At 72.4% G+C, this 13,393-nt stretch carries 12 protein-coding genes and 1 tRNA gene; 7 read left to right on the top strand and 6 right to left on the bottom strand.

Annotation, left to right across the window (positions count from 1 at the left end):
* Window positions 1-53: 53 nt before the first annotated feature.
* Window positions 54-1,328 carry an aspartate kinase gene (locus IEW90_RS11490; RefSeq protein WP_188718423.1) on the top strand — a complete coding sequence of 425 codons (1,275 nt, stop codon included), beginning with the start codon at window positions 54-56 and terminating at the stop codon, window positions 1,326-1,328.
* Window positions 1,325-2,401: an aspartate-semialdehyde dehydrogenase gene (locus tag IEW90_RS11485; protein ID WP_188718422.1), complete on the top strand. Its 1,077-nt coding sequence runs from the start codon at window positions 1,325-1,327 to the stop codon at window positions 2,399-2,401. Before IEW90_RS11490 ends, IEW90_RS11485 begins: the two co-directional genes overlap by 4 nt.
* Before the next feature lie 60 nt (window positions 2,402-2,461).
* Here the strand turns inward: IEW90_RS11485 and IEW90_RS11480 are convergent, their stop codons facing one another.
* The gene (locus IEW90_RS11480; RefSeq protein ID WP_188718421.1) at window positions 2,462-2,860 is read right to left on the bottom strand and encodes a hypothetical protein; all 399 of its coding nucleotides are present in this window, start codon (window positions 2,858-2,860) and stop codon (window positions 2,462-2,464) included.
* A gap of 107 nt (window positions 2,861-2,967) precedes the next feature.
* Here IEW90_RS11480 and IEW90_RS11475 point away from each other — a divergent pair, with 107 nt between their 5' ends.
* From IEW90_RS11475 to IEW90_RS11465, 3 genes are all read left to right on the top strand, one after another.
* A complete protein-coding gene (locus IEW90_RS11475; RefSeq protein WP_268236832.1) occupies window positions 2,968-4,488 on the top strand; it encodes a malate:quinone oxidoreductase in 1,521 nt (506 codons plus the stop codon).
* 162 nt (window positions 4,489-4,650) lie between these two features.
* On the top strand, window positions 4,651-5,124 hold the full coding sequence (locus IEW90_RS13925; protein WP_188718419.1) for a helix-turn-helix transcriptional regulator: 474 nt from the start codon (window positions 4,651-4,653) through the stop codon (window positions 5,122-5,124).
* Window positions 5,125-5,169: 45 nt separating this feature from the next.
* Window positions 5,170-5,763 carry a thymidine kinase gene (locus IEW90_RS11465; RefSeq protein ID WP_188718418.1) on the top strand — a complete coding sequence of 198 codons (594 nt, stop codon included), beginning with the start codon at window positions 5,170-5,172 and terminating at the stop codon, window positions 5,761-5,763.
* 70 nt (window positions 5,764-5,833) lie between these two features.
* Here IEW90_RS11465 and IEW90_RS11460 read toward each other — a convergent pair.
* From IEW90_RS11460 to IEW90_RS11450, 3 genes are all read right to left on the bottom strand, one after another.
* Window positions 5,834-5,907, bottom strand: a tRNA-Pro gene (locus tag IEW90_RS11460).
* 45 nt (window positions 5,908-5,952) lie between these two features.
* Window positions 5,953-6,858 carry a metallophosphoesterase gene (locus IEW90_RS11455; protein WP_229679647.1) on the bottom strand — a complete coding sequence of 302 codons (906 nt, stop codon included), beginning with the start codon at window positions 6,856-6,858 and terminating at the stop codon, window positions 5,953-5,955.
* A gap of 28 nt (window positions 6,859-6,886) precedes the next feature.
* Window positions 6,887-9,490 (bottom strand): transglycosylase domain-containing protein, encoded by a 2,604-nt coding sequence (locus tag IEW90_RS11450; protein WP_188718417.1) that lies wholly within the window; start codon window positions 9,488-9,490, stop codon window positions 6,887-6,889.
* A gap of 49 nt (window positions 9,491-9,539) precedes the next feature.
* Here IEW90_RS11450 and sp36 point away from each other — a divergent pair, with 49 nt between their 5' ends.
* Window positions 9,540-9,707: a Sp36 family protein gene (gene sp36, locus IEW90_RS11445; RefSeq protein ID WP_188718416.1), complete on the top strand. Its 168-nt coding sequence runs from the start codon at window positions 9,540-9,542 to the stop codon at window positions 9,705-9,707.
* 14 nt (window positions 9,708-9,721) lie between these two features.
* Complete coding sequence (locus tag IEW90_RS11440; RefSeq protein ID WP_188718843.1) at window positions 9,722-10,162, top strand: RidA family protein; 441 nt, start codon at window positions 9,722-9,724, stop codon at window positions 10,160-10,162.
* 96 nt (window positions 10,163-10,258) lie between these two features.
* Here IEW90_RS11440 and IEW90_RS11435 read toward each other — a convergent pair whose 3' ends face one another.
* Window positions 10,259-11,224 (bottom strand): hypothetical protein, encoded by a 966-nt coding sequence (locus tag IEW90_RS11435; RefSeq protein ID WP_188718415.1) that lies wholly within the window; start codon window positions 11,222-11,224, stop codon window positions 10,259-10,261.
* Between the two features lie 189 nt (window positions 11,225-11,413).
* Window positions 11,414-13,357, bottom strand: coding sequence for an acetate--CoA ligase (gene acs, locus IEW90_RS11430; RefSeq protein WP_188718414.1), 1,944 nt, complete (start codon window positions 13,355-13,357; stop codon window positions 11,414-11,416).
* Window positions 13,358-13,393 lie beyond the last annotated feature (36 nt).

The following is a 13,393-nucleotide window of genomic DNA, read 5'->3' as shown; positions in this document are numbered from 1 at the left end:
GGTCGGCATGCGCCCGGCGCCTAGACTGAGATCTCCGGGACTCGAGGAGCGGTGTGAGCCTCATCGTGCAGAAGTTCGGCGGGTCCAGCGTGGCCGACGCCGAGAGCATCAAGCGCGTCGCCAAGCGCATCGTCGAGACGCGCAAGCGCGGCGACGACGTCGTCGTGGTGGTCTCCGCCATGGGCGACACCACCGACGAGCTGCTCGACCTCGCGCACGCCGTCGTGCCGAACCTGCCCACGGGCGGCCGCGAGCTCGACATGCTGCTCACCGCCGGCGAGCGCATCTCGATGGCGCTGCTGGCGATGGCCATCAAGTCGCAGGGCGCGGAGGCCGTCTCGTTCACGGGCAGCCAGGCCGGCATGCTCACCGACGACCGCCACGGCTCGGCCCGGATCGTCTCGGTCACGCCCGGCCGCGTCCGACAGGCCCTCGACGAGGGCCAGATCGCGATCGTGCAGGGCTTCGCCGGCTTCAACAAGGTCACGGGCGACATCACGACCCTCGGCCGCGGCGGCTCCGACACGTCCGCCGTCGCGCTCGCTGCGGCCCTCGATGCCGACGTGTGCGAGATCTACACCGACGTCGACGGCGTCTTCAGCGCCGATCCCCGCGTCGTGCCGCGCGCCCGCAAGGTGAGCCGCATCACGAGCGAGGAGATGCTCGAGATGGCCGCGGCGGGCTCGAAGGTGCTGCACGTCCGCAGCGTCGAGTACGCGCGCCGCCACGGCGTCACCCTCCACGTGCGATCCTCGTTCACGAACGACGAGGGCACCATCGTCTACGACCCAGAGAGAGCGGGGTCCGCAATGGAAGAGCCGATGATCGTGGGCGTGGCCCACGACCTCAGCGAGGCGAAGGTCACGGTCGCGGGCGCACCGGACGTGCCCGGCACGGCCGCGCGCATCTTCACGATCGTCGCCGAGACGGGCGCGAACCTGGACATGATCGTCCAGAACGTGTCCGCCGCCGCGACCGGCCGCACCGACATCTCGTTCACGCTGCCGAAGGAGGAGGCCGGCGCGGTGCTGCAGGCCCTCGAGGCGCACCGCGACGAGGTCGGCTTCGAGCACCTCCAGCACGACGACCAGATCGGCAAGCTCGCGCTCGTCGGCGCCGGCATGCGCACCAACGCGGGCGTGTCCGCGCGCCTGTTCCGCGCGCTCTCCGACGCCGGGATCAACATCGAGATGATCTCGACCTCCGAGATCCGCATCTCGGTCGTCACGAGCGCCGACCAGCTGGTCGACGCGGTGCGCGTCGTGCACTCCGCCTTCGAGCTCGACGCCGAGCAGGAGGCCGTCGTGCACGCAGGGACGGGCCGATGATCCGCCGGCTGGCCGACGAGGCCCACGAGGCGCGTCCGCTGCGCCTCGGCGTCGTCGGCGCCACCGGCCAGGTCGGCGGCGTCGTGCTGCGCCTGCTCGCCGATCGCGGCCTCGCGATCGACGAGCTGCGGCTGTTCGCGTCCGCCCGCTCCGCGGGCAGCACCATCGTCTTCCAGGGCCGCGACGTCGTGGTCGAGGACGCCGACGAGGCCGACCCCAGCGGCCTCGACATCGCGATCTTCTCCGCCGGCGGCGCGACCTCGAAGCGGCTCGCGCCGAGGTTCGCCGAGGCGGGCGTCGTCGTGATCGACAACTCGTCCGCGTGGCGCATGGACCCCGACGTGCCGCTCGTGGTGTCCGAGGTGAACCCGCACGCGATCACCGGCGCGGCCAAGGGCATCATCGCCAACCCCAACTGCACCACGATGGCCGCGATGCCCGTGCTGAAGCCGCTCGACCGCGAGGCCGGCCTCGAGCGCCTCGTCGTCGCGACCTACCAGGCGGTCTCGGGCTCGGGCCTCAAGGGCGTCGAGGAGCTGCGCGGGCAGCTCGAGCGCGCCGCGGGCCAGCACCCCGAGCGCCTCGCGCACGACGGCTCGGCGGTCGACCTGGGGGAGCCGGGCGTCTACACGCAGCCCATCGCCCACAACGTGCTGCCGCTCGCGGGCTCGATCGTCGACGACGGATCGCTCGAGACCGACGAGGAGCAGAAGCTCCGCAACGAGTCGCGCAAGATCCTCGAGCGCCCCGACCTGCGCGTCGCCGGCACCTGCGTGCGCGTGCCCGTCTTCACCGGCCACTCCCTCGCGATCCACGCGGAGTTCGAGCGGGAGCTCAGCCCCGAGCGCGCCCGGGAGCTGCTCGAGCAGGCGCCCGGCGTCGAGCTCGTCGACGTGCCGACGCCGCTGCAGGCGGCGGGCGCCGACGCGTCGCTCGTGGGCCGCATCCGCGCCGACGGGTCGGCCGAGCCGGGCCACGGCCTCGTGCTCTTCGTCTCGAACGACAACCTGCGCAAGGGCGCGGCGCTCAACGCCGTGCAGCTCGCCGAGCTCGTCGCGCAGCGCCTCGGCTGAGGCCGGCCGGCCCGCCGGGAGCCGGCCCGGACAGAGCCGGCCTGCACGGCGCCGGGCCGCCTAGGGCGTCGGCTCCTCGGGAACGGGCGGCACCTCGTGCTGCACGGGCGGCTGCTCGTCGGCGTGCGCGCCGGCGTGCGGCTCGGCGTGGTCGCGGGACTGCTCGACCCACTCGGTCGCGGGCACGCCGCCGTCGGCCGAGGGCTCGCCCGAGGGCGCGCCCGGGCCGCCGCCCGATCGCGCATCGTCGAGCGCGGCCACGGACGCGCCGGCGCGGTCGACCCCGTCGCCCGGCTGCGCGGCCGCGATCCGCTCGCGCGCCCAGTGGGCGGCCTCCGCGGCGCCCGCGCCGATCGCCTGGCCGGCGTCGCCCGCCCGGTCGCCGAGCCGCTCCGCCTGCTCCTTCGCCCAGCCGGCCGCGTCGCCGAGCCGGTCCTTCGCGTCGTCGAGGATGCCCATCGCACGCTCCCTTCCTGAGGATCGTGGGCCTCATGCTAGGGGTGCGCTGCGCCGCACCACCAGGCCGCTGTCGGACAGCGCAGGGGCGTCGGCGTAGGATCGTTGGCGTGACGAAGACGATCGACGTGGCCCTCATCGGTGGAGGCATCATGAGCGCGACGCTCGGTGCGCTCCTCAACCGCCTGGAGCCGTCGTGGTCGATCGAGGTCTTCGAGCGCCTCCCGGAGGTCGGCCAGGAGTCGTCGAACCCCTGGAACAACGCCGGCACCGGGCACGCGGCGCTCTGCGAGCTGAACTACATGCCGGAGGGCCCGAACGGCGAGCTGTCGACCGCCAAGGCCGTCGACATCAACGAGCAGTTCCAGCTCTCGCGGCAGCTGTGGGCATCGTTCGTCGAGGACGGCACGCTCCCCGAGCCGTCCGCGTTCATCGCCGCGACCCCGCACATGACCTTCGTCTGGGGCGAGGCGAACGTCGACTACCTCCGCCGCCGTTGGGAGCTGCTCAAGGACGAGCCGCTCTTCGAGGGCATCGAGTACTCGGAGGACGCGGAGGTCATCCGCGAGTGGGCGCCCACCCTCATCCCCGGCCGCGCGAAGTCGCAGCCGATCGCGGCGACCCGCTCGACCGACGGCACCGACGTCGACTTCGGCGCCCTCACGCGACTCCTCTTCGGCCGTCTCCGGGAGGCGGGCGCGAAGGTGCACACGAACGTCGCCGTCAAGGGCCTGCGCCGCGAGGCCGACGGCACGTGGCGCATCAAGCTGCGCCGCGAGATCGGCCAGACGCCCGGCGACGTCCACGCGCGCTTCGTGTTCGTCGGCGCGGGCGGCGGCGCGCTGAAGCTGCTGCAGCAGTCGCGCATCCCCGAGGCGAAGGGCTTCGCCGGCTTCCCCATCACGGGCGCCTTCCTGCGGACCGACGACCCCGAGGTCGTCGCGCGCCACACCGCGAAGGTCTACGGCAAGGCGAGCGTGGGCGCGCCGCCCATGTCGGTGCCGCACCTCGACACGCGCGTCGTCGACGGCGAGACCAGCCTGCTCTTCGGCCCGTACGCGGGCTTCAGCCCGAAGTACCTGAAGACCGGCAGCTACACCGACATGTTCGAGACGATCAAGGGGCACAACCTGTACCCGATGATCCGCGCGGGCCTCGCCAACCTCCCGCTCGTCTCCTACCTCGCCGGCGAGGTGTTCGCCTCGCGGCAGAAGCGCCTCGACGCGCTCCGCGAGTTCATGCCGAACGCGCGCGACGAGGACTGGCGCCTCATCACCGCGGGCCAGCGCGTCCAGGTGATGAAGAAGGACCCCGAGAAGGGCGGCGTGCTGCAGTTCGGCACCGAGGTCGTCACCGGGGCCGACGGCACCATCGCAGGCCTGCTCGGCGCATCGCCGGGCGCCTCGACGGCCGTCCACATCATGCTGACCATCCTGGGCCGCTGCTTCCCGGAGCACATGCCGCGCTGGGAGGACACCATCCGTGAGCTGATCCCCAGCTACGGCACGAAGCTCAACGCGGACCGCGACGCGGCCCGTGCGAGCATCGCGCACACCGCCCGAGCGCTCGGACTCAGCGATGAGGCCGCGCGAGAGATCCACCCAGCGGCGGCGGGCGCCGCGTCCCCCTAGCCCCAGGACCACCCCATGTCTGCCACGGAAGCTCCATCGGACCGTGCACCACGAAGCGTCACCGCCGTCGCCACCGGCACGGCGGCCGACGCTCTCCGCGATGCGATCGCGGAGCAGCCAGCCCTCAGGCTCGAAGCCGTCGAGGGGAGGTTCACCGATCTCGTGACGGCTGACGGCTTCCCCGGCGACGCCATCGTCCTCATCGAGGAACCCGGCCCGCCCCTGCTCGCGCACGCGCGCACCGCGATCGCCGCGGGCGCCGTCGTCGTCGTGCTCGTCGACGCCGAGCCGTCGCTCGCCGACGAGCTCGCGGAGGCCGGGGCCGTCGTGCTCCCCGCCGATACCGACGGGTACGCGCTCTCGGCCAGCATCCGCGATGCCCGGCATCCCGGCAGGCGCCGCGGCAGGATGGGCGTCGGCCCGGCTCGGCCGCGCCTCTCGCCGCGCGAGCGGCGCGCGCTCGCCTACTACGTGCAGGGTCGGACGACCGTGCAGGTGGCCGACGAGATGCAGGTCGGGTACGAGACCGCGAAGACCTTCCTGCGGCGCGTGCGCGCGAAGTACGCGGCGCTCGACCGGCCCGCCGGCAAGCGCTCCGAGCTCATCGTGCGCGCCGAGGAGGACGGCATCCTCTAGCCGACGTGGCGCCGGACGGCGCGCCGAGGCGGCAGGATGGTCGTCGTGGCGAAGCTGTACTTCCGATACGGGGCGATGAACTCCGGCAAGTCGACCGGGCTCCTGCAGGCGGCGTTCAACTACGAGGAGCGCGGCCAGCGCGTGCTGCTCGCGAAGCCGGCGACCGACACGAAGGGGGAGCGGGACGTCGTCTCGCGCCTCGGCATGACCCGCGAGGTCGACGTGCTCGTCGGGCCGGAGGACTCGCTCGTCGCGCGGTTCGACGAGGCCGCCGCGGCCGATCCCGCTCCGGTCGCGTGCCTGCTCGTCGACGAGGCGCAGTTCCTGCGGCCGGCGCAGGTCGACGAGCTGCTGCGCATCGCGGTCGAGCGCGGCGTGCCCGTGCTGGCCTACGGCATCCGCACCGACTTCCGCACGCGCGCGTTCCCCGGCTCGGCGCGCCTGCTCGAGCTCGCGCACTCGCTCGAGGAGCTGAAGACCATCTGCCGCTGCGGCCGGAAGGCGCTCTTCAACGGGCGCCGCGTCGGCGAGCGGTTCGTCTTCGATGGCGACCAGGTCGCCATCGACGGCGAGACGGTGCACTACGAGTCGCTCTGCGCCACCTGCTACCTCGAGGAGTCGGGCGGCCGGCTCGGGTAGGGGAGCGGGCGCCGCTCGCGCCTCCCGGACGCGGAAGAGGCCCCCACCTGAGCGGTGGGGGCCTCTGCGGTCGGGGTGACAGGATTTGAACCTGCGACCTCGTCGTCCCGAACGACGCGCGCTACCAAGCTGCGCCACACCCCGGTGTGCCATCCGGAGCCGAGGCTCCGTCCGTGCAACCTGGCCAGTCTACCCGATCCTGCGAGGCGCGAGCGACACGACGACCGCCTCCGGGGGCGTGCCCAGCCGGAACGGCGCATAGATCGAGGCGCCGATGCCCTGCGAGACGTTGAGCGGCGCCTCGCGGCCGTCGTGTCGCCACGTGGAGAGGCCCGAGGCCTGCTCGCGAGGGATGTCGCAGTTCGTGACGATCGCGTGGCCGCCCGGCACCCGTACCTGGCCGCCATGCGTGTGGCCGGCGAGGATCGCGTCGGCGCCGAGGTCGACGAAGGCGTCGAGGATGCGGCGGTACGGCGCGTGCGTCACGCCGAGCGTCGCACCGATCGCGTCGGCGCCGAGCGCCTTGCGCATGCGCGAGAGCGCCGCCTCGGCCTCGTCGAGGCGGTCCCAGTCGCGGTGCGCGTCCGAGACGCCGAAGCCCGCGACGGTCGTGCCCCGCACCTCCACCGCGCGGGCCGTGTTGTTGAGGTCGAGCCAGCCGAGCTCGGCGTAGGCGCGCTCGAGGCCCGCGACGTCGAGCCGCTCGACGGGCGCGTCGCGCCGCTGCTGCGAGGGCCCGGCGAAGTAGCGCAGCGGGTTCTTCAGCTGCGGGCCGTGCACGTCGTTCGAGCCGTGCACGAAGAAGCCGGGCACGCCGCGGAAGACCTGCAGCGCATCCGCGAGCACCGGCAGCGCCGCGGCGTGGCCGAGGCTGTCGCCGGTGTTGACGATCAGGTCGGGCTCCACCGTCGCGAGGCCCTGCAGCCAGTCGAGCTTGGTGCCCTGCCACGGCGCGAGGTGGATGTCGGCGAGGTGCAGCACGGTGATCGGCCGCGCGCCCTCGGGCAGGATGCGCAGCGTCTCGCTGCGGATGCGGAAGGCCCGCGGCTCGACGGCGGTGGCGTAGGCGGCGACCGCGGCCCCGGCGGCGAGCACGCCGCCGACGACCGCGCCGAGCGCCCGGCTAGCAGCCAGGGTCGCCGCCGGATGCGTCGGACCCGACGACCACGGAGATCGGATCCGCGGGCTGGCCCGCGGTGCCGGCCGCCGGGTTCTGCGCGAGCACCACGCAGCGGTTGCCCTCGCCGTGGTCCTGCCACGTGACCTGAACGTTCGCGGGGTCGAAGCCCGCGCCCTGCACGGCGGTCCGCGCATCCGCGAGCACCTGCCCGACGAGGTCGGGCCACGCCTGGCCCTCCGGCGCCGCCGTCTCGGGCGTCCCCGTCTCGGACGGCGACGCGCCCGGCGCGAGCGCACCGTTGGAGGGGTAGAGGATGATCGGCGTCGACGTGGTCACCTGCGTGCCGGCGCCGGGAGCCGTGTACTCGACGAGGCCCTCCGCCTGGAGGCCGTCGACCGGGTTGGCGACCTGGACCGTGAAGCCGGCGCCCTCGAGGGCGGCCTGCGCCTGGTCGACCGGCTGGCCGGTGACGTCGGGGAGCGCGTTGGCGTCACCCGCGAGCGTCTCGCTGTCAGGCGTGAGGAACTCGCCCCCGGGGTAACGGGCGATCGCCTCCTCCATCGCCGCCTTGAAGATGTACGAGCGGACGTTCCAGCGATCCTCGAGGTTGCGGTTCGGCCCGGTGATGTTCCCCACCCAGACGGAGCTGGCGACCTCCGGGCTGGCGCCGTTCACCCAGGTCTGCTCCACGTTGTTCGTCGTGCCGGTCTTCGAGATCACCGGGGTCGGCCCTGCAGGGTTGTTGAGGAAGTTCCCCTGCGTGACCTCCTCGAGCACGAGCTGCATGACCGAGGCCACCTCGGGCGTGAGCACCTGCTCGCACTGCTGCGACGGCGGCAGGATCTCGCTGCCGTCGCGAGCGACGATCCGATCGATCGCGCGCGGCTCGCAGTGCGTGCCGCCGTTGGCGATGGTCGCGAACGCCTGGGCCATCCCCATGGGGGTGACGGTCGTCGCGCCACCGATGATGCCCGAGGGGAAGTAGTCCCAGTCGCCGTTCGCGGGCGTCGCTCCCATCGCGCTCGCCAGGTCGACGATCTTGCAGTAGTCGAGCTCGCTCGCCATGCGCAGCGTGCCCGTGTTCACGGAGTTCACCATGATCTGCGTCGGGGTCATGCGGGCGTACTCGTTGCCCTCGTTGTTCTGCGGATCGTACTCGCCGCCGAAGTTCAGCACGCCGCCGGGCTGGCAGGAGGCCTGGAAGTCGCCCTGGCGCCACTCCTCCGCGGTCGCATCGACCTGTTCGTTGACGGAGCGGCCGTCGATGATCCACTGCGCGAGGGTGAAGATCTTGAACCCGGAGCCCGGCTGGAAGCCGTTCGACCTGCCGAGCTGCGCGTCCGCGTTGAAGTTGATGCTCGTCGCCGTCGGCGGCGCGTCCTCGGTCGGCGAGTAGTCCTTGTTCTGGACCATCGTCAGGATCCGCCCTGTGCCCACCTCGAGCTGCGTGACGGCGCCTCCCGAGTTCCAGCGCGTCTCGGTGTTGGGGACGTACTGGTCGACGAGGTCCTGCACCGCGTCGCTCAGACCGACGTCGATGCTGGTGTAGATGCGGAGGCCGCCCTGGGCGAGCACGCGTGCGTTGTCCTCCGCGGTCGCGCCGAGGATGAAGCTCTCGTTCCCGTTGGCGTCGACCTGCGCCTTGGACAGCGTCCGCTGCACGTAGTCGCAGAAGAAGCGCGTCGAGTCATGGCCCGAGATGCAGCCGTTGTTCGCGGGCTGAGGATTGACGAACTCCTCGTCGACGGGGGTCGCGAGAGCCTCGTCGCGCTCCTCGGCGGTGATGTAGCCCTCCGAGGCCATCGCCCGGATGATGAAGTCGCGTCGCTCCTGGTTCCGTGGCCAGTTGGCGCTGTTGAACAGGTTGCGCGTCGACGGGTTCTGGACCGTGGCGATGAGCGCGGCGGACTCGGCGATGCTGAGCTCCGACGCGGGCTTGCCGAACGCGCGCTGGGCTCCCGATTCGATGCCGTAGATGTTGCCGCCGAAGTTCGCGATGTTCAGGTATGCGAGGGCGATCTCGTTCTTCGTGTATCGCTGCTCGAGGCCCATGGACAGGCGCATCTCGGCGAGCTTGCGCTGGTAGGACTGGCTGTACTGCGCATCGCAGACCGCCTGCGCCTCCTCGGTGTCGGTGAGGCAGGCGTCGATCGCGATCTGCTGTCGCACGAGCTGCATCGTGAGGGTCGACGCTCCGGAGTCGCCGCCGAACCCGAGCTGCGAGAGCGCGGCGCGGGCGACGGAGGGAGCGTCGACGCCGCCATGGGAGTAGAAGCGACGGTCCTCGCCTGCGACGAGGGCGTCCACCGCCGTCCGCGGCACCTGCTCCCAGGTGAGCACCTGGCGGTCCTGGCTGTAGAACTGCGCGATCTCGACCGGCTCGCCGTCGCGCATGCCGTAGATGCGGTTGCGCTCGGCCTGCTGCGTGATCTGCGCGTACGAGGGGAGGCTCTCGAACACGTCGAGGCCGCTGTTGGCGGTGCTCGACGCGATGGCGAGGGCGGGGGTCAGGGTCGCGGAGACCAGCACGCCGGCGGCGGCGCTGAAACCGATGAGACCGAGGATCGCGCCCAGGAGGGATCCCGGCTTGTGCTTGGTGGCGGCCATAGCATACGAGGGTACGGCACCGACCTATGAGAGCTGAGGGCACCGCGCCATGCCGAAGACCACCTGGGAGTACGCGACCACGCCGCTCCTCATCCACCGCGAGACCGCGATCCTCAACACCTGGGGCTCCGACGGCTGGGAGCTCGTGCACGTCGCGAACGGCCCCGAGGGCGGCCTCGTCGCCTTCCTGAAGCGCCCCGTCGAGGCCGCCGAGTGAGCGTCGTCGCGCGGATGGCCGAGCTCGGCATCGCGCTGCCGCCGGTCGCCAAGCCCGTGGCGGCCTACGTGCCCGCCGTGGTGTCCGGCCACCTCGTCTTCACCTCGGGCCAGCTGCCGATGGTCGACGGGCAGCTGCTGCGCACGGGCCTCGTCGGCACCGAGGTCTCGGCCGACGAGGCGCACGCGGACGCGCGCCAGTGCATCCTCAACGCCCTCGCGGCGATCGACGCCGAGATCGGCTCGCTCGACCGCATCACCCGCATCGTGAAGGTGACGGGCTTCGTCGCCTCGGCGGCGGGCTTCAGCGGACAGCCCGGCGTCGTGAACGGTGCGAGCGAGCTGCTGGGCGAGCTGTTCGGCGACGCCGGCATCCACGCCCGCTCGGCCGTCGGCGTCGCGGAGCTGCCGCTCCACGCGCCGGTCGAGATCGAGCTGATCGCCGAGTTCGCCTAGCTCCGCGCCCCTCTTCACCGAACTTCCCCGAATCCGACCTCTCCGCGTGGAAACGTCGGATTCGGGGAAGTTCGTCGTTCACGGGGCGGAGAGCAGCTAGCCCTCGGGGAACTCGGGCGGGTGCGAGTACCAGGGAGCGATCGGCGCGGCGGCCCGCGTCGGGTCCCAGCGCCGCAGGATGCGGTCGACGATGGGTCGGAGCCGAGCCCTCGTCTCCGCGGGTGAGGTGACGACAATGCGATGCGGCTCGAGGTCGTAGCGCTGGACCAGGTTGTAGCGGTCGAGGTCGGTCAGCCACTGGGCGCGGTCGGTCCGATGCTGGTCGCCCTCGACCTCGAGCAGCACTCCCGCCTGCCAGAAGGCTGCGTCAGGCGCGAGCTCCTCTCCGCCCGGCAGGTGCACCGGGACGTTCCACCAGGCGGGCGGCGCGCCCATCGCCTCCAGCTCGAGACGCGTGACCGTCTCGGCCCACGAGCGTGACGTCGGGCGGACCGCATGCGAGGCCGCCAGGAGCCGACGGTGGCCGCGCTGGCCGCGATGTTCCCCGATCGCTCGCCGCAGCTCTGGGGCGCTCGCGAGCGGGCGGCGTAGGTCGACGATCCCGTCGCCGAGCGCGACCAGGTCCGCGAAGGCTAGGTAGTCGGCACCGTCCACGAAGGCCTGAGCCGGGCTGGAGGCGCGGATGCCGTGGATCATCGCGATCGCGCTGGGCGTGAGCGACCGCTGGCGTCCGCGAACGCCCCGGCCGCGCGGCGCGTGCATCGGCGTCGGGACGGTGACGTCGATGCGGTCCAGGGCGCGGAGCCTCGGGGGCACGCGCAGCCCGAGCAGGTGCGCGGCGGCGGCGTGGCTGATCCACGCGTCGGGCGAGGTGGCGCTGAGTGCCGCGCTCGCCCGCTGCGCCACCGTCAGCTCGGTCCCCGCATCAGCCCACACGCCGTGATGCAGCTGCGTCGCGCGGTCGCTCCTGAGGCGGCGCTCCGCGACGCCGTGCGCCTTCGCATCCGCCGCTGTGAACGTGGCGCCCCGCAGCGCCGCTGGCAGTGCCCATCCATCGTGCATGCGCGCACACTGCACCGCTCGCGACGCGCGGCGCGGCGCGGCCGAGCGCCCCTGTGGACCGGGCCGAGCGCGAACTTCCCCGAACTCGACGTTTCGAGGCGACAACGTCGGATTCGGGGAAGTTCGGTGACGAGACGGGGTGCGCGGCGGGCGGGCGGGCGCGGCGCTGGCGCGGCGCGGCCGGCCGGGTCAGCGCAGCTGGGAGCGGATCGCGTCGACGACGTTCTGGTCGGCGAGGGTGGTGGTGTCGCCCAGCTCGCGGCCCTCGGCGAGGTCGCGCAGCAGGCGGCGCATGATCTTGCCCGAGCGCGTCTTGGGCAGGTCGGGCACGATGAACACCTGCCGCGGGCGGGCGATCGCGCCGATGTCGCCGGCGACGTGCTGGCGCAGCACGCCCTCCGACTCCTCGACCGACATCGCATCCGCGAACCGCGACTTCAGGATGACGAACGCGACGACCGCCTGGCCGGTGGTCTCGTCGCTCGCCCCCACCACCGCGGCCTCGGCGGTCGACTCGTGCGCGACGAGCGACGACTCGATCTCGGCCGTCGAGAGCCGATGGCCCGACACGTTCATGACGTCGTCGACGCGGCCGAGCAGCCAGATCTCGCCGTCGTCGTCCTTGCGCGCGCCGTCGCCCGCGAAGTAGCGGTCGCCGAACCTCTCCCAGTACGTCTCGCGGTAGCGCTCGTCGTCGCCCCAGATCGTGCGGAGCATCGACGGCCACGGCGAGGTGACGACGAGCAGGCCGCCGTCGCCGTCGCCGACGGGTGCGCCGGCCTCGTCGACCACGTCGATGTCGATGCCGGGGATCGGCACCTGCGCGCTGCCGGGCTTCAGCGACGTCACGGATGCGAGGCCGGAGATCATGATCGCGCCGGTCTCGGTCTGCCACCACGTGTCCATGACGGGCGTGCTGCCGCCGCCCACCACGTCGCGGTACCACATCCACGCCTCCGGGTTAATGGGCTCGCCCACCGTGCCGAGCACCCGCAGGCTCGAGAGGTCGCTCGACTGGGTGTGCTGCCGGCCGAGCTTCATGAACGTGCGGATGGCCGTGGGCGCCGTGTAGAAGATGGTCACGCCGTAGCGCTCGATGATCTGCCACGGCCGCTCGGGGGTGGGGGTGTCGAAGGTGCCCTCGTGCATGACCTGCGTCGTGCCGTTGGCCATCGGCCCGTAGACGATGTAGCTGTGGCCGGTGACCCAGCCGATGTCGGCGGTGCACCAGTAGACGTCGGTCTCGGGCTTCAGGTCGAACACGTGGCGGTGCGTGAACGCCGTCTGCGTGAGGTAGCCGGCGCTCGTGTGCAGGATGCCCTTCGGCTTCCCCGTGGTGCCGGAGGTGTAGAGGATGAAGAGCGGGTGCTCGGCGGGGAAGGCCTCGGCCTGGTGCTCGGGCGCGGCTTCCGCCATCGCCTCGTGGTACCAGACGTCGCGGCTGTCGTCCCAGTCGATCTCGTTCTCGCCGCGGCGCACCACGAGCACGTTGCGCACGCCGTGGCCGGGCTCGCGGAGCGCCTCGTCGACCGTGGGCTTGAGCGGGAAGACCTTGCCCTTGCGCCAGGCGCCGTCGGTCGTGATGACGAGGGTCGCCCCGGCGTCGTCGATGCGGCTGCGGAGGTTCGAGGGCGAAAAGCCGCCGAAGACGGCGGTGTGCACGGCGCCGATGCGGGCGCACGCGAGCATCGCCGCGACGGCCTCCGGCAGCATCGGCAGGTAGATGGCGACGCGGTCGCCGGCGCGCACGCCCAAGTCGGTGAGCACGTTCGCGAGGCGCTTCACCTCGGCGGTCATCTGCGCGTAGGTGACGGTGCGGCGGTCGCCGGGCTCGCCCTCCCAGTGGAGCGCGATGCGGTCGCCGTTCCCGGCCTCGACGTGCCGGTCGAGGCAGTTGACGGCCACGTTGAGCGTGCCGTCGTGGAACCACCGCGCGTGCGGCGGCTGCCAGTCGAGCACCTCGGTGAACGGCGTCGCCCACGTGAGGGTGCGGGCCTGCTCGGCCCAGAACCCGAGCCGGTCGGCCGCGGCCTGCTCGTAGAGGTCGCTCGTGGTCGCGGACGCCTGCGCGAGCGCCTCCGGGGGCGCGAATCGTCGCGTCTCGGTGAGCAGGTGATCGATGCGGTCGGACACTGGTGGCTCCTCCTGACTCCGTCGTCCCGGCGAGCC

Origin of the sequence: Agrococcus terreus, from assembly GCF_014645235.1 — a bacterium.
Classification (GTDB): domain Bacteria; phylum Actinomycetota; class Actinomycetes; order Actinomycetales; family Microbacteriaceae; genus Agrococcus; species Agrococcus terreus.
The sequence above is the reverse complement of the archived record's forward strand: the minus strand, read 5'-3'. Positions and strand labels throughout refer to the sequence as shown.

Bases quoted from the DNA above. Each gene is read 5' to 3' on its own strand.
- IEW90_RS11485 (WP_188718422.1), top strand. From the start codon at position 1,325: ATGATCCGCCGGCTGGCCGACGAGGCCCACGAGGCGCGTCCGCTGCGC.
- IEW90_RS11480 (WP_188718421.1), bottom strand. From the start codon at position 2,860: ATGGGCATCCTCGACGACGCGAAGGACCGGCTCGGCGACGCGGCCGGC.
- IEW90_RS11450 (WP_188718417.1), bottom strand. From the start codon at position 9,490: ATGGCCGCCACCAAGCACAAGCCGGGATCCCTCCTGGGCGCGATCCTC.
- sp36 (WP_188718416.1), top strand. From the start codon at position 9,540: ATGCCGAAGACCACCTGGGAGTACGCGACCACGCCGCTCCTCATCCAC.
- IEW90_RS11440 (WP_188718843.1), top strand. From the start codon at position 9,722: ATGGCCGAGCTCGGCATCGCGCTGCCGCCGGTCGCCAAGCCCGTGGCG.
- IEW90_RS11435 (WP_188718415.1), bottom strand. From the start codon at position 11,224: ATGCACGATGGATGGGCACTGCCAGCGGCGCTGCGGGGCGCCACGTTC.